Genomic DNA, 17,315 nt, shown 5'->3' on the forward strand with positions numbered 1-17,315 from the left:
GGTCAGGGGGTTTTATTCGTATCGTCAGCCTGTGCGCCACGGATGATGTGCATGGCGGGTGTGGGTTTACTGGCCGCCAGGCTGGCAGCGTTGGCCACCGGCGACTGGGACAGCTGGCTGAAGCGGTAGAGTTCGCGGTTGGCGGCTTCTACCTGCGGTTTGGTATCGGGCTCGTTCCAGTACCGAGCCAGGCGTTGTTCATCGGCACTGCGCACGGCCAGGCGCAACGTGCCGGCCTGGGCAGCCAGCATCAAGCGGCTGGCCAAGGCCTCGGGTACTGCCAGCGCTACAGTGCGGGTGCCGTTGCCGCTCATGCTGGCCTGTTCGCGCCGGGCCTTTTGCTCTTCGGCGGTCTGCGCCGGGCGGCCATCGTTGGCCAGGCCCGTCTGCTCGCCGACGCTGAGCACGCGCAAGGCCGGCAGCACCACCTGGGCGGAGGACTGAGGGTTGTTGGGCTCTTCACGCAGGAACAGCAACACGTCCACGTAGTCACCCGGGCGTACTTGGCCGGCAGCGCCGACCACTTCGTCCACACCGACTGCCACGGCGCGCTCGTTGGCGCGGATCATCCGCGCCAGCGGGCCGCCGGCCTGGAAGCTGGACTCATCCAGCCAGGTGCCCGCAGCAAGTGGCCTGGCGCTGGTTCGCCCGATCACCTGGGCGGTTTGCTGGTAGGCCCCGGCGGGGGCTACCTGCAGGCGCTCGATCAGCACATCGTCTTCAGTGACCGGCGTATTGGCGGGCAGTGCCTTGCGCAGGACGACGACGGCTGTACGCAGTGGTTCCGGTGGCGCGGTGGGGGGTGGGGCGACGGCGACAACCGGTTGTTCGCCCGCCGGGGTTACCGGTGCAGGCACGGCCGCAGGGCGGCTGAGCACAATGCCCCAGTAGCCTGCCAGCAGTGCTGCCAGCAGGAAGAATGCCGCCAGTATCAGGGTCAAGCGACTACTCATCTCAGCCTCCCTGCACGCGTCGACTGATGGCAAAAAGTCACTATTTCGCTATAGGACGGTAGCCCAGCCATCACCATTTGCCATGAGCTGGAGTGGTTTTTTTCGGGATCTTGATTAAGTCGAGGCAATACAGTGGGTTAGCATTTTTATGGGTGTTAATTCTCGGTAATTAATACTTTGTAATTAATCCTTTAATACATTTGCAGACCTCTCCAGCTTGACGATGCTGATGGCAAATAGGTGTCACTTTGATACCACCATCGCCGGCATGCATGCCGCAAGGAGCTGAGCCATGAAACTGTTCATTCTGCACTGCATGAACTTCCTGCATCGCAAGGACGGAGCATCCGGTATCGAATACGCGGTCATCGCGACGATGGTTGCAGTGGTGTTGGCGGCATTCGTCGGGGACATCTCCACGGCGGTCAACGCAACCTTCACCACGATCAAAAATGCCCTTTGACCATTGAACAGGAGCCAACGCCATGCAGAACGCTTCCTCGCGCCAGCAGATCCTTTTGGTGGATGACGAGCAGGACGTTCTGCTGGAGCTGGCCGAACTTTTAGAGAACGAAGGTTTCGCCTGCCTGATCGCGACATCGGTACAGGCTGCCTTGCAACAGCTTACCCGTCATCCGGATGTTGCCCTGGTGATCACCGACCTGCGTATGCCCGAGGAAAGCGGCATCGGTTTGATCAGGCGCATGCGCGAGCATACGGCCCGCCTGCACCTGCCAGTGATTGTCATGTCCGGGCAGGCCGACCTGGATGATGTCAGCGAACTGTTGCACCTGCAGGTGGTGGACTTTTTCCGCAAGCCGCTTTATCACAAGCGTTTGCTGACAACCCTGGAGAACCTGTTCCCCGTGCCAAGGCTGAGGGTAGTGAATTGAGGGAGCCCTTGAATGGCCTTAAATAAAAACGCCCGGCACTTGGCCGGGCGTTTTTATTGCTGGGGTCAGGCGTCCGGGTCGCTCAGTTCCAGGGCGCCGCGCTTGCTGCGCAGCTTGCCGTAGAAGTGTTCCAGCGCGTGGTTGAGCTTGGTAGCGGCGCCGTCGACTGCCTGGTCTACCGAAGTGGCAGTGTGGGTCACGGAAATCGGTTGGTGGCCTTTGGGGCGAGCCTCCATCTGGCAGCGTTTGTCATGCGGTCCGGGCTTGGCGCCGTTCTCGTCGCGCAGGTGAACCTCGATGCGGGTGAGGTCTTCTTCGTAACGTTCCAGAGAGCTCTGCAGGGTACTGCGGACCCACTGATCGAGACGGGCGTTGCTTTCGAAATGGTTGCTGCTGTTGACCTGGATTTGCATGATTCAATCCTTATTCAGCTTGCTCGCATGGAGACGCGCCTAGGCCCTTGAGACCCTTGGAATTTCTGCGACTCTTGACTCTAAGGTCAGGCAACCGCGGACCGAATTCAAGCCCTTTTTGAAAATAAATTTCTTGTTGCAAATCCATCGATGCCTGGCGGGGTTCTGTAGGAGCAGCCTTGTGCTGCGAAAGGGCCGGCATGCCTTCAACAGATGTTTGTCTGTGCCGGCCTCTTCGCAGCGCAAGGCTGCTCCTACAGAGGGCAGGGCTGCATGGCAGTCAGAACTCCGCTGACGTCTGCACATACAGCGTTCGCGGCTCACCCACGTACTTGCCCTTGTTGTTGTCATCGTAGGAGCGCGTGTAGTACTCGCGGTTGAACAGGTTCTTCACGCCCACCGCCACCTTCAGGTTCGACAGCTGCGCGCCAAAATCGTATCCGGCGCGGGTGCTGACCAGCATGTAACCCGGAATGCGTCCGGTGCTGCCATCGGCGCTTTCGGTGCCGGTGTTGGCGTTGTCGGCGTACTGGCTGCTCTGGAAGCTGCCGTCCAGGTTCAGCTGCCAAGGGCCATCGGTGTAGCCCACGCCCAGGTTGCCCTTGTGCCGCGACGAGAACGGCACCTGGTTACCTTTGTTCGGCCCGTCCTCGCGGATGGTGGCGTCAACGAACGCATAGCTGGCGTGCACATCGAAGCCGGCCAGGGCCTGGCTCAGGCCGTCCAGTGCATAGCGGACGCTGGTCTCGATACCCTGGTGACGGGTTTCGCCGCGGGCGATTACCGAGTCGTTGGTCTGGTTGCTTTCGTACTGGTTGTCGAAGTTGATCAGGAACGCGCCAATCTCGGCCTGCAGGTCGCCGTTGTCGTAGCGGGTGCCGACTTCCCAGGTGCGTGCCTTCTCCGGTTTTACCTCGCCGCTGCTGACGCGGTTGGGCATCTGGCTGTACTGCACGCTGCCGAACGAGCCCTCGGTGTTGGCGTACAGGTTCCAGCTGTCGGTCAGGTGGTACATCACGTTGAGCGCTGGCAGCGCGGTGTTGTAGCTGCCCTGGTAGCGCTGGCCGTTGAGCTTGTTGCTCTGCTCGGAGTCGATCATCTCGTAGCGCACGCCCGGGGTGATGGTCCAGCGGCCGATGTCGATGCGGTCATCCAGGTAGAGGGCGTGGGCTTCGGTGCTGCCACGGGTGTCGCGGTCGTTGCGGCTGGCAGTGGTCGGCAGGCTGCCGTTCACCGGCTCGCGGAAGCGCAGTTCGTGGCCGGCTTCGTTGACATACCGATAGCCAATGCCCAGTTCGTGCCAGCTATCGCCCAACGCCAGGCCCTGCGAGAAGCGGGTTTCGATGCCGCGCACCCAGTACTCGCGTGGCGACAGCGAAACGAAGCTGCCCTGGTCCAGGTAGCCGCTGCGCAGGGTCTTGGTGAAGAAGCTGTTGACGCTGAACTGGCGGTCGTCCTGCTTGTAGTCGTAGCCGAAGTTGAACAGCGTACGGCGGCCCCAGAACTTGTCCTTCAGGCGGGTCGACTGGTAAGGGTCGGCAGCGAAGTCGGCGGTGCTCAGGCCGCCAGGCATGTCGGCCTCGCCCTCGTAGTACTGGGCCATGGCGTGCAGGCTGTTGGCTTCGTCCAGCTGCAGCTTGCCCTTGAGGATCAGGTCGTCGATCTGTGTGTCGCTGTGTTCGCGCCAGTCGCCACCACGGGTGCCGGAGTACAGCAGTGCGCCGCCCAGGCCGTTGTCGTTGGTGCCGCCGACCAGCAGGTTGGCGCTGTTCTTGAAGCCGTCGTGGCTGGAGGACGGGCTGATCTGGTTTTGCATGGCGGCCTTGAAGGTGGCCTGCTCGGGGATCGCCCGGGTGACGAAGTTGACGATGCCGCCGACGTTCTGCGGGCCGTAGCGCACTGCGCCGCCGCCACGCACCACATCCACGGCGTCCATGTTGCCCATGCTCAGGGGTGCCAGCGACAGCTGCGGCTGGCCATACGGGGCGAACGGCACCGGGATGCCATCCATCAGCACGGTCGAACGCGACGCCAGGCGCGGGTTGAGGCCGCGTATGCCGAAGTTGAGCGCCAGGTCGTGGCTGCCGGTGCCGTTGTTGTCGGGGGCATTCACCCCGGGGATGCGGTTGAGCACTTCGCGGGCGGTGGTCGCGCCGCTGCGCTCGAACTCTTCACGGCGTACCACGTCGCGGGCGCCTGGGTGCTCGAACACATTGTCCTGCTGCGCTTCTGCCAGCCAGTCGCCGACCACGGTGGAAGCGCCGAGCTCGACCGGGGCGCCAGCAACGGGGCTACCGATTGGCTGCAAGCTGAAGGCATTGTCGGTTTCCTGCCGCACCTGCAGGCCGCTGCCGCGCAGCAACGCGTCGAGGCCTTGGCGCACATCGTACTGGCCGTCCAGCCCCTGGGTGCTGATGCCTTGGGTCAGTTGCGAGCCGAACGAAATCAACGCACCGCTTTCGCGGCCAAACTGGTTGAGTGCGTCTTCAAGCGAGCCGGCGGCGATATGGTAGCTGCGGGTTTCGGCTTGGGCGGCGGGCATGGCCAGGCCGAGCGTGGTGGTGAGCAGCAGGGCGTGGAGGAGGGGGCTGGGGCGCAACGGCATGGGTCGGGTCCTGAAAGAGGGGGTTTGCCATGTCTGTCACGCGAGGTTGGGAAAATGGCTCACTTGATTGAAAATAATTTGCCTGTACCGGCCTCATCGCCGGCAAGCCAGCTCCCACCTTGACCGCGTTTGCCTTCAGTCATGTGCATTCCCTGTGGGAGCTGGCTTGCCGGCGATGAGGCCAGGCCTGCTTTAACTGATGGTTGGCTCCACTGTCACCCAGTACCGGGTGAACCGTCGCACCCGCACTGGCAGTGCTACCTCCAGCATGTGCAGGATGCGCTCACTGTCATCCAGCGGATACGACCCGGAGATGCGCAAGTCGGCGACCCGCTCGCTGCACCCCAACTGCCCGTGGCGATAGCGCCCAAGCTCTGCCAGGAAATCCGCCAGGCGCATCTGCGAGGCCACCAGCATGCCGTCGACCCAGGCGCCCACATTGCGGTCGAGCGCAGAAGTCGACCGCCAGGCACCCGTGAAGCGTGCCTGCTGCCCAGCCAGTAACGGTTGCCCTGCAACGCTGGCCACCCCCTCGAATACCGACACCAGGCTGTAGCCATCGAACTGGCGTACATTGAAGCGCCCGCTGTCCAGGCGTAAGGCCCCTTCGCCGGTACGCAGCAGCAACGGCCGGGCATCGCTGGCCACCTGTAGCGCCAGTTCGCCCTCGAACAGCCGCACCCGGCGCTGTTGCCCGTCGAAGCGCACGTCGGCGGCACTGCGGGTGTTAAGTTGCAGCACGCTGCCATCTTCCAGGCCCATGCGCCGGCGCTGCCCCACCGGGCTGCGGTAGTCGGCCATCAGGCCGGGCATCGGGTTGTGCTGTTGCAGCCCCAGACCGGTGGCACTGGCCACTCCCACCAGCAGCAATGCCTTGAGCGCGCGCCGCCGGGCGGGCGAGTGGGGGGCTTGCAGTGTCGCGTGCACCACCGGTGAGGACACCCCACGCAGGCGCTGGTTTACCTGCTGGATATGGGCCCAGGCGCGCTGGTGCTCCTGGTCGGCCCGCAGCCAGTGTTCCAGCGCCAACCGCTGCGCCTGGCCAAAGTCATCGCCTTGGGACTCGATCAGCCAGTGCACGGCTTGCTCCGCCACCTGTGGGGAAAACGCGGCGTTCATTGGGCGAAGTAGCAGCGCATGGCCGCCTTGGTCAGATAGCGCTTGACCGTGGCCAGCGATATGCCCAGTTCACGCGCAATTTCACCTTGGCCAAGGCCATCGACCTGGGCCATCAGGAAGGCGCGTTTGACCAGTGACGGCAAACCGTCCAGCAGGCGGTCCAGCTCCAGCAGGGTCTCCAGGATGATCGCCTTCTGCTCCTCGCACGGTGCTACTTCTTCAGGCACCTGTGCCAGTGCCTGCAGGTAGGCACGCTCCAGTTCCTGGCGGCGAAAGTGGTTGCACAGCACGCGCTTGGCTACCGTTGCAAGGAACGCACGCGGCTCGACCAGCTGTGGCGCCTCGCGGGCCTGCAGCAGGCGCAGGTAGGTGTCCTGGGCCAGGTCGGCGGCACTTTGCGGGCAGCCCAGGCGGCGGCGCAACCAGCCGGTGAGCCAGTTGTGATGGGCGTGGTACAGGCCTTCGACCGTGGATGTGAGCGCGCTGGGCACCGTGATACTCCGGCGCCGGGTAGCGCAACTGGTAGTAAGAATTGTTCGCATTGTATTGCAGGGCAGAATGCTCGGCAATCTCCACCGGCCCTATCGCCGGCAAGCCAGCTCCCACATAACCCCGCTGTCTTCAAGCCCTGTGCAATACCTGTGGGGGCTGGCTTGCCGATAGGGCCAGAACAGGCAACACATCGCTAACTCTTTGCCTGTGAGAATTGAAATCATTATTATTGCAGCCCCAGAAAACGCCCGGACCTTCGCCATGACGCGCAAAACCGCCGGCCTCTCGCTCAGCTATCGGCTGGCCGTTGCCTCACGCAGCCTGGCCGCGCTGTTGGGCGGCTATCTGCTGGCGTCCATGGCCAGCGTCTGCATTGCTCTGGTGGTGCCCCTGCCTAAGGTCGATGCCACGCTGACCGGCCTGCTGTTGTCGTTCGTCTTCTACCTGCTGGCATTCATCTGGTGCTTTGCCTGTCGCAGCGCCTGGCGTGCCTGGCTGGGCGTGTTGGCGCCGAGCCTGTTGCTGGGCATGATCAGCGGCGTTGCCTACTGGATGAAAAACCCATGAAAGAAGGCTTCCGCCAGGCGATGGCCTGGCTGCACACCTGGACCGGCCTGATATTTGGCTGGCTGTTGTTTGCCATCTTCCTCACCGGCACGCTGTCGTACTTCAAGGATGAAATCACCCACTGGGCGCAGCCCGAGGTGCGCAGTCATACCCTGGACCCGGCCCTCAGCCTGGACAAGGCCCAGCAATACCTGCAGGACAATGCCGGGCATTCCGCCTCCTGGTTCATCGACATGCCCAACGAGCGTGAGGCGGCCCTGAGCGTGGGCTATCGCGACCCCAACGGCGGGCCGCGTGGCTTCGTCAACAAAACCCTCGACACGCAGACCGGCCTGCCGGTGGAAGCACGCGACAGCCGGGGGGGCGAGTTCTTCTACCGGTTCCACTTCCAGCTGCAGATGCCGCACCCGTTTGGCCGCTGGCTGTCGACCTTCTGCGCCTTCATCATGCTGCTGGGGCTGGTCACCGGCATCATCACCCACAAGAAGATTTTCAAGGAGTTCTTCACCTTCCGTCCCGGCAAGGGTCAGCGTTCCTGGCTGGACGGGCACAACGCCATTGGCGTGCTGGTGCTGCCCTTCCACCTGATGATCAGTTACAGCAGCCTGGTGCTGTTTATGTACATGGTGATGCCGGCGGGCATCATGGCCAGCTATGGCAATGACACGGGCAAGTACTTCAACGACCTGTTCGGCCGCGACGATTCGCCCAAGGCGGCCCAGGTGGCCACGCCGCTGGTTGCGCTGCCAACCCTGTACGCCAAGGTCCAGGAACTGCAACCGGGCGCGCGTATCGGCGTCATCCAGGTGCAGAACCCTGGCGACAGCAATGCCCGCGTCACCTTCACCCAGTCGGCTGCCGACCACGTGGCTTATCGGCGCAGTGCCAACTGGACGTTCGACGGCGCCAGTGGTGCGCTGCTGAGCCAGGGCAAGCCAGAGAGCGGGGCGATGATGACTGCCTTCAGTTTTGCCGGGCTGCACATGGGCAATTTCGCCGGGCCCTGGCTGCGCTGGCTGTATTTCTTCTTTGGCGTCGCCGGCACTGCGGTGATCGGCACCGGGCTGGTGATGTGGCTGGGTAAGCGCCAGCTCAAGCATGCCAAGAGCGCGCACATGCCGGGTGAGTTGCGCCTGGTCGAGGTGCTCAATATCGCCAGCATGAGCGGCCTGCTGCTGGCGGTGGCGGGCTTCTTCTGGGCCAACCGCCTGATCCCGGTGGGCGTCGAAGGGCGCGCCGGCTGGGAGGTCAATGCCTTCTTCATCGCCTGGGGTTTGTCACTGGTGCATGCCGTGCTGCGCAGCGGGCGCCGGGCATGGGGCGAGCAACTGGCGCTGGGGGCGCTGGCCTTTGCCCTGCTGCCGCTGCTCAATGGCTTGAGCACCGACCGGGGTTTGAACCATTCGTTGCAGGCGGGTGACTGGGCCATGGCCGGCTTCGACCTGACGGCCCTGGGTACTGGCCTGTTCCTGGCCTGGCTGGCCGGCAAGATGTTGCGCAGCCCCAAACCGGTTGCCAAGCGGCCACGCGCGGCAAAAAAAGCGGGCACTGAAACGGCGCAGGTGAGCTGATGCTGGGTAACGCACTGATTGCATTCGCAGGTTTTGTCGCCCTGTGCCTGGCTATGGAAAAGCACTTCAGCGATTTGCTCGGGCGCAAGCCGCGCCCCGGGCAGTTACAGCAGTTGCGCGTTGCCGGCTGGCTGCTGCTGATGCTGTCGCTGATCCTCAGCGTGCACCTGCGTGGCTGGGCCCATGGCCTGGTGGAATGGACGGCAGTGATGATGGCCGGGGTGACCGTGTGGGTGTTCGGCCTGCCGTACCAGCCACGTCTGCTGCTGGGCCTGGCCGCCGCCAGCGTGGTGCTGGGCCCGTTGCTGGCCGTGTTTGCCGTGTGAACCTGTGAGCGAGCAGGGGGATATCATCGAGCCCGAAGCCGACAGCAGTGGCGGGCGCGCACGTTTCGTGCAGGTGTTTCTGGCCCAACGGGCGCGCATGGAGGCGCTGGTCAGCCGGCGCGTTGGCTGCCGCGCCACGGCTTCAGACCTGGTACAGGAACTGTTCCTGCGTTTCTGGCGCCGCCCCGAGGTCAAGGTCGAGGCGCTGGACGCCTACCTGTTGCGCTGTGCCGGCAACCTGGCCATCGACCACCTGCGCAGTGAAGGCAGCCGCGAACGCGTGGCAGAAGCCGCTTTGCCCATTGACGAGGCGGCCATGGCTCAGGCGCCGGAGCAGGCGCTGGAGGTCGACCACGACCTGCAGCGCATCGAAGCTGCCTTGCGCGCCTTGCCCGAGCGCACCCGGCAGATCTTTCTGCTCAACCGCATCCACGGCTGCAAGTACGGCGAAATTGCCAAGGCCATGCAGCTGTCCCAGAGCGCCGTGGAAAAGCATATGATGCGCGCCCTTGAAGCGTGCAAGGCGAGTGTTGCCGAGCCCGCGTCCACCCCACGCCGGACAGGGAGTGCCCGTCGATGAGCCGTTTGCCCCCGATCACCGAGGCGCAGTCCCAGGCCGCCCTGCAATGGCTCAGCCGCATCAATGAGCAGCCCGCGCAAGCCGAAGGGGCTGCGTTCAAGCGCTGGTTGCTGGCCGACCCCGTGCACCGTGACGCCTACCAACAGGCCCAGGCGCTGTGGCAGAAAAGCGCCGCCCCGGCGGCGCGCCTGGCGGACGAAGAACAGGACGCCCTGCAGCGGTACCTAGACGCCATGGCCAAGCCGCCGACCCGCGGGCCGTGGCGGCAGGTGGCAGCACTGGCGATGGCGGCCTGCCTGGTGCTGGCCGTGGCCGTTGCCGGTGGCTGGCACCCGGCGTACTGGTTGCAGGACCTGCAGGCCGACTACAGCAGTGCCGGGCTGGTTCGCCAGGTGACTTTGGCCGACCAGTCGCGGGTGACGCTTGATGCCGGCAGCGCCATTGCGGTCGATTTTGCCCAGGGAGAGCGCCGTGTGCGGTTGTTGCATGGCGCAGCGTTCTTCGAGGTCACGCATACTGGCGAGCCGTTCCTGGTCGAAGCCGGCGGTGGCGAAGTGCGGGTGCTCGGCACTCAGTTCGAGGTGCGTGAGCAAGGCGATGGCGCCCAGGTGACGGTGCGCAGCGGGCGTGTGGGCGTGAGCCCTGCGCAAGGCACTCTGGCGCGTGAGCTGACGGCCAACCAGCAGGTGGCCTACAGCGCAGGCAGGGTAGGCGACACCCTGGCGGTGGACAGTGAAAACCGCCTGGCCTGGCGCCAGGGGTGGCTGAACTATTACCAGGTGCCGCTGGCGCAGGTGGTCGAAGACCTTGGGCGCTATTACCCGGGGCGCATCCTGTTGCTGGATGGCGAACTGGGGCAGCGCAAGGTCAGTGGCAGTTTCCCGGTGGCCGAGCCGCTGCTGGCGCTGGATTCGCTGGGTAAGGTGATGGGCTTTTCGCGGCAGACCGTGTTGGGGCGTTTGACCCTGGTTCGGTAACTGCCTGTGCCGGCCTTGGCTGTCGCCCCTCTGGCAAGCGCCGCCGAGCAGTTGCAGGCCTATGCCTTCGCCCAGCCGGCCCAACCCTTGGCCCAGGCCCTCAACGCTTTCAGCCGCACCACCGGCCAGAGCGTGGTCTACACCCTCGAACTGCCGGGCGGGCAAGCGCCCGCGTTGAATGGCCGTTTCAGCGCCGAGCAGGCACTGCAACACCTGCTGGGCACCACCGGGCTGGCTTGGCGTCGCGTCGACGCACGCACCCTGACCCTCGAACCCGCCGACACCTCAGGCGCCCTCAACCTGCAGGCCACCAACGTAACCTCGCAGCTGGACGACTACAGCTACCAGCCCCCGGCCAGCGCTTCGATAATGCGCGGGCAGGGGCCGAACCAGGACATCCCCCAGGCCATCATCGTGGTACCGGCCCAGGTTATCCGTGACCAGGCCCCGCGCAACCTCGACGATGCGCTGGCCAACGTCAGCGGCATTACCCAGGGCAACAACTTTGGCGGCACGTCCGACACGGTGATGAAGCGCGGCTTTGGCGACAACCGCGACGGCTCGATCATGCGCGATGGCATGCCCATCGTGCAGGGGCGTAGCCTCAACGCCAGCACCGAGCGGGTCGAAGTGCTCAAGGGCCCGGCCTCGCTGCTGTACGGCATCCAGGACCCGGGCGGGGTGATCAACGTGGTCAGCAAGCGCCCACAACTGCAGCACTACAACGCCCTGAACGTGCGCGGCTCGACCTACGGCAGCGGCAAGAATGGCAGTGGCGGCGGGCTCGACAGTACTGGTGCGCTGGGCGACAGCAACTTCGCCTACCGCTTGATCGTCGACCATGAAGACGAAGACTACTGGCGCAATTACGGCGTGCACCGCGAATCGCTGGTGGCGCCGTCGCTGGCCTGGCTGGGCGAAGACACCCAGGTGGTACTGGCCTACGAGCACCGCGAGTTTCTCTACCCCTTCGACCGGGGCACAGCGTTCGGCAGCAATGGCCACCCGCTGAACATCCCCGCCACGCGCCGCCTGGACGAGCCGTTCAACGACATGGAAGGGCGCTCCGACCTGTATCGCCTTGAGGTCGACCATCAGCTGGCCGATGACTGGAAGCTGCACTTTGGCTACAGCTTCAATCGCGAGACCTATGATGCCAGCCAGGTACGGGTGACCGGCGTCAATGAAGCCAAAGGCACGCTGACACGCAGCATCGACGGCACCCACAACGCCATGAGCCGTGACCAGTTCGCTACCCTGAGCCTGGCCGGTAATGTGGAATTGGCTGGCATGCAGAATGACCTGTTGTTCGGCGTCGACCATGAAGACCGCAAGGTGTATCGCGGCGACCTGATTCGCCAGACTGCCAAGTCCACTTTCAGCTATGTGGACCCGGTCTACGGCCAGGAAGTGGAAGGCAGCACGGTGCGTGCCAGCGACAGCGACCAGACCGACAAGCTGCGCACCGATGCACTGTTCGTGCAGGACGCGTTACACCTGGATGACCACTGGATCCTGGTGGCCGGCGCACGCTTCCAGCAGTTCGACCAGTACGCCGGCCGCGGCCGCCCGTTCACGGCCAATACCGATAACAGCGGCCAGGCCTGGGTGCCGCATGCCGGCATCGTCTACAAGGTTGATGAACAGCTGTCGTTCTACGGCAGTTACAGCGAGTCGTTCAAGCCCAATTCCAGCATTGCGCCGCTGACTGGCGGTGTGGTGCTGGACGCGTCCGTTGCACCTGAGGAAGGCAAGTCGTGGGAGTTGGGCGCCAAGCTGGACATGCCCGGTCGCCTGACCGGTACGCTGGCGCTGTTCGATATCACCAAGCGTAATGTGCTGGTTGCCAATTTCGACAGCGGGACTGGCGAGACTGTCTACAGCAATGCCGGTGAGGTCAATTCAAGAGGTGTGGAGCTTGACCTGACCGGCCAGCTCAGCGACCACTGGAGCTTGATCGGCAGCTATGCCTTTACCGATGCCAAGGTTACAAAAGACCCGGACCTTGAGGGCAACCGCTTGCAGAACGTTGCCAAACACAGTGGTTCGCTGTCGGCTGTTTACGACTTCGGCAGCCTGTTCGGTGGCGACAAGCTGCGTGTAGGTGCAGGCGCGCGTTACGTGGGTGAACGGGCGGGCAACTCGACCAACACCTTCGACCTGCCGTCGTACACCGTGGCCGATGCGTTCGCCAGCTACGAGACCAAGCTGGATGAGCACAACGTGCGTTTGCAGCTGAACGTAAAGAACCTGTTCGACAAGGTTTACTACAGCTCGGCGGTGAACCAGTACTTTGTGGCGATTGGTGATGCCCGGCAGGTGAGTTTGTCCAGCACCTTCGAATTCTAGGTATTTGGGGCTGTTTTGCAGCCCTTTCGCGGCACAAGGCCGCTCCTACAAGGAAACCATGATCCCTGTAGGAGCGGCCTTGTGCCGCGAAAGGGCCGTAAAGCGGCCCCATTTCACACGTTGAATGCCGAGCGATATTCCCCAGGTGTTGCACCAAGCGCCTGCCTGAACCGGTTACTGAAATGGCTGGCACTGGCAAACCCGCACAGCAGGGCAATCTCCCCCAGCGGCATCACGCCCAGCTGCAGCAGCTGGCAGGCCCGGTGCAGTCGCCGGGCCAGCAGGTACTGGTGCGGCGGTAGGCCGAAACTGCTGCGGAACATGCGCGCAAAGTGGTACTCGGACAGGTTGCAGCGCAAGGCCAGTTCGCCCAGGGTAATCGGCTGGTCCAGGTGCGCCTCCATGTAGTCAACCAGTTGCCGGCGCAGGTTCGGCGCCAGCCCGCCTTTCAGGCGCAGGCCCTGGCGCAGCCCGACCTGGTTGATCAGCGCATGGTCGACGATCTCGTGGGCCAGGCTGCTGGCCAGCAAGCGCTCGCCGGGCTCGTCCCAGGCCAGGGTGATCAGTTGGCGAAAGCGCTCGGCCTGTTGCGGGTCGTCCAGAAAGGTCGCTTCCTGCAACTGCAGTTCACGCGGTTCCCGATCGAGCAGGCGCACGCAGCCCAGGGCGAACTGCGCCTCGCTGACATACAAGTGCGCCAGGCGGATTGCACCATTGACCACCCAGTTCGATTCCTGCCCGGCCGGCATCACGCACAGCTTGCCGGGCGCGCCCTTGTCGGCCGGGCGCTGGCGGCGAAAGGTGCCGGTGCCGTCGGCGATGTAGCACGACAGGGTGTGGTGGGTGGGGGCCTGATAGTCGCGGGCATCGTCGCGGTTGCTCCACAGCGCCGCGGCCAGCCCATCGCCCAGGTGCTCGCTCAGCTCCAGCCTGGCGTGGGGCGAGGCATGCATGGCGTTGAACACTTGCAGTTGGGTGAGTGGTGTCATGGGCGGGTCCTCTTGCCAGCCATCCTACTGCGCCTTGCATCGAGTGGCATCTACCGGCAAAGGAAAAGCGCAAGTTTGTGCAAGCGCCAGGCGCCACACAGGGCAAACACTGGTGGCACCGGCGAGGGCTGCGCCCTCGATCGCCGGCAAGCCAGCTCCCACAGGTACAGCATCTGCCTCAAGCCGGGCACTGTACCTGTGGGAGCTGGCTTGCCGGCGATGGGTCGCGAAGCGGCCCCGGTGTGAATGGACGACCGCTTGAGGAGCCCTACCCATGAACCTGTCACTCTACCTGCTTACCGTCCTGATCTGGGGCACCACCTGGATCGCCTTGAAGCTCCAGCTGGGCGTTGTCGCCATCCCGGTCTCGATCGTCTATCGCTTCGCCCTGGCCGGCCTCATCCTGTTCGCCATCCTGCTGCTCACCCGCCGCCTGCAACCCATGAACCGCCGCGGCCACCAGATCTGCCTGGCCCAGGGCCTGTGCCTGTTCTGCGTCAATTTCATGTGTTTCCTCACTGCCAGCCAGTGGATTGCCAGTGGCCTGATCGCCGTGGTGTTCTCCACTGCAACCCTGTGGAACGCACTTAACGCGCGGGTGTTCTTCGGCCAGAAGATCGCCGCCAATGTGCTGGGCGGCGGTGCCTTGGGCCTGCTCGGCCTGGGGCTGTTGTTCTGGCCAGAGCTGTCCCACCATGCCGCCAGCCGCGAGACCTTGTTCGGGCTCGGCCTTGCCCTGCTCGGCACGTTGTGCTTCTCGGCTGGCAACATGCTGTCGAGCATGCAGCAGAAGGCCGGGCTCAAGCCCATGACCACCAATGCCTGGGGCATGGTCTACGGGGCCGCCATGCTGATGGTTTATTGCCTGTTCAGCGGCATTCCTTTCACCATGGAGTGGAACACCCGCTACATCGGTTCGCTGATGTACCTGGTTATTCCGGGTTCGGTGATCGGCTTCACTGCCTACCTGACCCTGGTCGGGCGCATGGGGCCGGAGCGGGCAGCCTATTGCACGGTGCTGTTCCCGTTGGTGGCGTTGAATGTGTCGGCGGTGGCCGAGGGGTATCAGTGGACGGCGCCGGCCTTGTTGGGGCTGGTGGCGGTGATGGCGGGGAATGTGCTGGTGTTTCGCAAGCCCAAGGCCAAGGTGGCTGACGGTATTTTGGTGGCCAAATAGATAATCTGTTGCCTGTACCGGCCTCTTCGCGGGCTTGCCCGCTCCTACAGGTATTGCACAGGTCCTGAGGGCTGTGGGGTACCTGTGGGTGCGGGTTTACCCGCGAAGAGGCCGGTGCAGGCAACGAATAACTATCAGCCCTTCCACACCTGCGGGTTCACCAGGTCCCGCGGCCGCTCACCCAGCAGCGCCGCGCGCAGGTTTTCCATCGCGCGGTTGGCCATGGCCTCACGGGTTTCGGCAGTGGCCGAACCGATGTGCGGCAAGGTCAGCGCGTTGGGCAGTTTGAACAGCGGCGAATCGCTCAGCGGCTCTTTCTCGTACACATCCAGGCCTGCCCCACGAATGGTGCCGTTCTGCAGCGCTTCGATCAGCGCGGCTTCGTCCACCACCGGCCCGCGGGCGATGTTGATCAGGAACGCGCTTGGCTTCATCAGCTTCAGTTCACGCGCACTGATCAACTTGCGGGTGGCGTCGGACAATGGCACCACAATGACGACGAAGTCCGCTTCTGCCAGCAACTGCTCCAGGCTGCGGAACTGCGCGCCCAGCTCTTGCTCCAGCGCGGTCTTGCGGCTATTGCCCGCGTAGATGACCGGCATGTTGAAGCCGAACCGGCCGCGACGGGCAATGGCGGCACCGATGTTGCCCATGCCGACGATACCCAGGGTCTTGCCATGTACATCGCTGCCGAAGTGGGCCGGGCCCACGGTGGCCTGCCAGTTGCCGGCCTTGGTCCAGGCATCCAGTTCGGCAGTGCGGCGGGCGCAGCCCATGACCAGCGAGAAGCCCAGGTCGGCGGTGCTTTCGGTGAGTACGTCGGGGGTGTTGGTCAGGGCGATGCCGCGTTCGTTGAAGTAGTCCAGGTCGTAGTTGTCGTAGCCGACCGACACGCTGGACACCACCTCCAGCCTGGCCGCGCCTTCAAGCTGCGCACGGCCCAGCTTGCGGCCGACACCGATCAGGCCGTGGGCCTCAGGCAGGGCTTCGTTGAACTGGGCATTGATGTCGCCCAGCTTGGGGTTGGGCAAAATCACGTTGAAGTCTTGCTGCAGGCGCTCGGCCATGGCCGGGGTGATACGGCTGAAGGCCAGGACGGTCTTTTTCATCGGGCAACTTCTCTGCAAGGCGGGGGTAGGTAATGGTTAGCAACCTACCATTGTCCACCCTCGCAATGCAGCAGCTTTTTAGTTGGCGATCAGCACCTGATGGGTTTTCAGGTCCGCCTCATGGGCCGCGAGAATCTCCGGCAGCGAGTTGCGCAGGTACTCGACCCACGTCTTGATCTTGGCATCCAGGTACTGCCGCGACGGGTAGATGGCGTACAGGTTCAGCTCCTGCAGGCGGTATTCGGGCAGCACCCGCACCAGGCTGCCATCACGCAGGCCATCAATGGCCGAATAGATCGGCAGCACGCCTACGCCCATGCCGCTGCGGATCGCAGTCTTCATGGCATCGGCGGTATTGACCATGAACGGCGAACTGGTGATGTTGACCATCTCCTGGCCTTCCGGGCCGTCGAACAGCCATTTTTCCAGCGGGATCACCGGGCTGACCATGCGCAGGCAGGCGTGCTTGAGCAGGTCGGCGGGCTTTTGCGCGCTGCCGTGGCGGGCGATGTAGTCGGGCGAGGCGCAGACGATGCTGTAGGTGATGCCCAGCCGCTGGGACACGAACCCCGAGTCGGGCAGTTCGGTGGCCAGCACGATGGACACGTCATAGCCCTCGTCGAGCAGGTCGGGCACGCGGTTGGCCATGGTCAGGTCGAAGGTGACGTCCGGGTGCGATTCGCGGTAGCGGGCAATGGCATCGACCACGAAGTGCTGGCCCACCCCGGTCATCGAGTGCACCTTCAGCTGCCCGGCCGGGCGGGCATGGGCATCGCTGGCTTCGGCTTCGGCTTCTTCCACATAGGTAAGAATCTGTTCGCAGCGCATCAGGTAGCGCTTGCCGGCCTCGGTCAGCGCAATGCGGCGGGTGGTACGGTTGAGCAGCCTTGTTTGCAGATGGGCTTCCAGGTTGGAGACCGCCCGCGACACGTTCGCGGTGGTCGTATCCAGTTGCGCGGCAGCAGCGGTAAAGCTGCCAAGCTGGGCTACGCAACTGAAAGCACGCATGTTTTGCAGGGTGTCCATGGGTCACTCTCGATGTAGAGGACAAAATTGTGTCACGAAGTAACGCAGAAAAGCTGAAAAGTTGCCTTCGACCAAAGGAGGATTATCGCTGTTTTGGTAACAAAGATTCGCAGGAATCTGCGCTTATCGCCAGTGCTGCCGCCCCCTAGAATTGCCCAGCCCCCTTCAC

At 63.8% G+C, this 17,315-nt stretch carries 17 protein-coding genes; 9 read left to right on the forward strand and 8 right to left on the reverse strand.

Translation table 11 applies throughout. The features are described from left to right. Positions 1-2: 2 nt before the first annotated feature. Positions 3-953: a Flp pilus assembly protein CpaB gene (cpaB, locus tag ACN6NG_RS03460; RefSeq protein WP_197899087.1), complete on the reverse strand. Its 951-nt coding sequence runs from the start codon at positions 951-953 to the stop codon at positions 3-5. Positions 954-1,245: 292 nt separating this feature from the next. Between cpaB and ACN6NG_RS03465 the strand changes: the two genes are divergently transcribed. Both ACN6NG_RS03465 and ACN6NG_RS03470 read left to right on the forward strand, forming a co-directional pair. Then, positions 1,246-1,416: a Flp family type IVb pilin gene (locus ACN6NG_RS03465; protein WP_016497973.1), complete on the forward strand. Its 171-nt coding sequence runs from the start codon at positions 1,246-1,248 to the stop codon at positions 1,414-1,416. A gap of 22 nt (positions 1,417-1,438) precedes the next feature. Continuing rightward, a complete protein-coding gene (locus tag ACN6NG_RS03470) occupies positions 1,439-1,846 on the forward strand; it encodes a response regulator (protein WP_063422375.1) in 408 nt (135 codons plus the stop codon). A 65-nt stretch (positions 1,847-1,911) separates the two neighbouring features. On the opposite strand, the gene ACN6NG_RS03475 is transcribed toward ACN6NG_RS03470, so the two are convergent. From ACN6NG_RS03475 to ACN6NG_RS03490, 4 genes are all read right to left on the reverse strand, one after another. Continuing rightward, on the reverse strand, positions 1,912-2,259 hold the full coding sequence (locus ACN6NG_RS03475; protein WP_016489041.1) for an HPF/RaiA family ribosome-associated protein: 348 nt from the start codon (positions 2,257-2,259) through the stop codon (positions 1,912-1,914). A 280-nt stretch (positions 2,260-2,539) separates the two neighbouring features. Continuing rightward, positions 2,540-4,864 (reverse strand): TonB-dependent Fe(3+) dicitrate receptor FecA, encoded by a 2,325-nt coding sequence (fecA, locus tag ACN6NG_RS03480; RefSeq protein WP_063422374.1) that lies wholly within the window; start codon positions 4,862-4,864, stop codon positions 2,540-2,542. Positions 4,865-5,056: 192 nt separating this feature from the next. Beyond that, entirely contained in the window at positions 5,057-5,983 is a 927-nt protein-coding gene (locus ACN6NG_RS03485; RefSeq protein ID WP_474312954.1) for a FecR domain-containing protein, read from the reverse strand. Next, positions 5,980-6,525, reverse strand: a complete 546-nt coding sequence (locus ACN6NG_RS03490) for a sigma-70 family RNA polymerase sigma factor (RefSeq protein WP_353455959.1) — start codon at positions 6,523-6,525, stop codon at positions 5,980-5,982. The genes ACN6NG_RS03485 and ACN6NG_RS03490 overlap by 4 nt, the downstream gene beginning before the upstream one ends. A 211-nt stretch (positions 6,526-6,736) precedes the next feature. Between ACN6NG_RS03490 and ACN6NG_RS03495 the strand changes: the two genes are divergently transcribed. From ACN6NG_RS03495 to ACN6NG_RS03520, 6 genes are read left to right on the forward strand one after another with little or no spacing between them, the layout of a single operon-like run. Beyond that, positions 6,737-7,042, forward strand: a complete 306-nt coding sequence (locus ACN6NG_RS03495) for a DUF3649 domain-containing protein (protein ID WP_474312955.1) — start codon at positions 6,737-6,739, stop codon at positions 7,040-7,042. Then, positions 7,039-8,613: a PepSY-associated TM helix domain-containing protein gene (locus ACN6NG_RS03500; RefSeq protein ID WP_474312957.1), complete on the forward strand. Its 1,575-nt coding sequence runs from the start codon at positions 7,039-7,041 to the stop codon at positions 8,611-8,613. Before ACN6NG_RS03495 ends, ACN6NG_RS03500 begins: the two co-directional genes overlap by 4 nt. Beyond that, positions 8,613-8,939 (forward strand): DUF3325 domain-containing protein, encoded by a 327-nt coding sequence (locus ACN6NG_RS03505; RefSeq protein ID WP_016497980.1) that lies wholly within the window; start codon positions 8,613-8,615, stop codon positions 8,937-8,939. Before ACN6NG_RS03500 ends, ACN6NG_RS03505 begins: the two co-directional genes overlap by 1 nt. 4 nt (positions 8,940-8,943) lie before the next feature. Beyond that, on the forward strand, positions 8,944-9,519 hold the full coding sequence (locus ACN6NG_RS03510) for an RNA polymerase sigma factor (RefSeq protein WP_474312958.1): 576 nt from the start codon (positions 8,944-8,946) through the stop codon (positions 9,517-9,519). Continuing rightward, positions 9,516-10,496 carry a FecR family protein gene (locus tag ACN6NG_RS03515; RefSeq protein ID WP_063422364.1) on the forward strand — a complete coding sequence of 327 codons (981 nt, stop codon included), beginning with the start codon at positions 9,516-9,518 and terminating at the stop codon, positions 10,494-10,496. Before ACN6NG_RS03510 ends, ACN6NG_RS03515 begins: the two co-directional genes overlap by 4 nt. Next, positions 10,497-12,845: a TonB-dependent siderophore receptor gene (locus tag ACN6NG_RS03520; protein WP_474313000.1), complete on the forward strand. Its 2,349-nt coding sequence runs from the start codon at positions 10,497-10,499 to the stop codon at positions 12,843-12,845. Between the two features lie 113 nt (positions 12,846-12,958). Here the strand turns inward: ACN6NG_RS03520 and ACN6NG_RS03525 are convergent, their stop codons facing one another. Beyond that, entirely contained in the window at positions 12,959-13,834 is an 876-nt protein-coding gene (locus tag ACN6NG_RS03525; RefSeq protein WP_474312960.1) for a helix-turn-helix domain-containing protein, read from the reverse strand. A gap of 274 nt (positions 13,835-14,108) precedes the next feature. Here ACN6NG_RS03525 and ACN6NG_RS03530 point away from each other — a divergent pair, with 274 nt between their 5' ends. Continuing rightward, positions 14,109-15,011, forward strand: a complete 903-nt coding sequence (locus tag ACN6NG_RS03530; protein ID WP_061202747.1) for a DMT family transporter — start codon at positions 14,109-14,111, stop codon at positions 15,009-15,011. 134 nt (positions 15,012-15,145) lie between these two features. On the opposite strand, the gene ACN6NG_RS03535 is transcribed toward ACN6NG_RS03530, so the two are convergent. Both ACN6NG_RS03535 and ACN6NG_RS03540 read right to left on the reverse strand, forming a co-directional pair. Next, positions 15,146-16,120 (reverse strand): 2-hydroxyacid dehydrogenase, encoded by a 975-nt coding sequence (locus tag ACN6NG_RS03535; protein ID WP_019473281.1) that lies wholly within the window; start codon positions 16,118-16,120, stop codon positions 15,146-15,148. 78 nt (positions 16,121-16,198) lie between these two features. Next, positions 16,199-17,146 carry a LysR family transcriptional regulator gene (locus tag ACN6NG_RS03540; protein WP_016497987.1) on the reverse strand — a complete coding sequence of 316 codons (948 nt, stop codon included), beginning with the start codon at positions 17,144-17,146 and terminating at the stop codon, positions 16,199-16,201. Positions 17,147-17,315: the final 169 nt, after the last annotated feature.

Source organism: Pseudomonas sp. TSO6 (assembly GCF_056098905.1).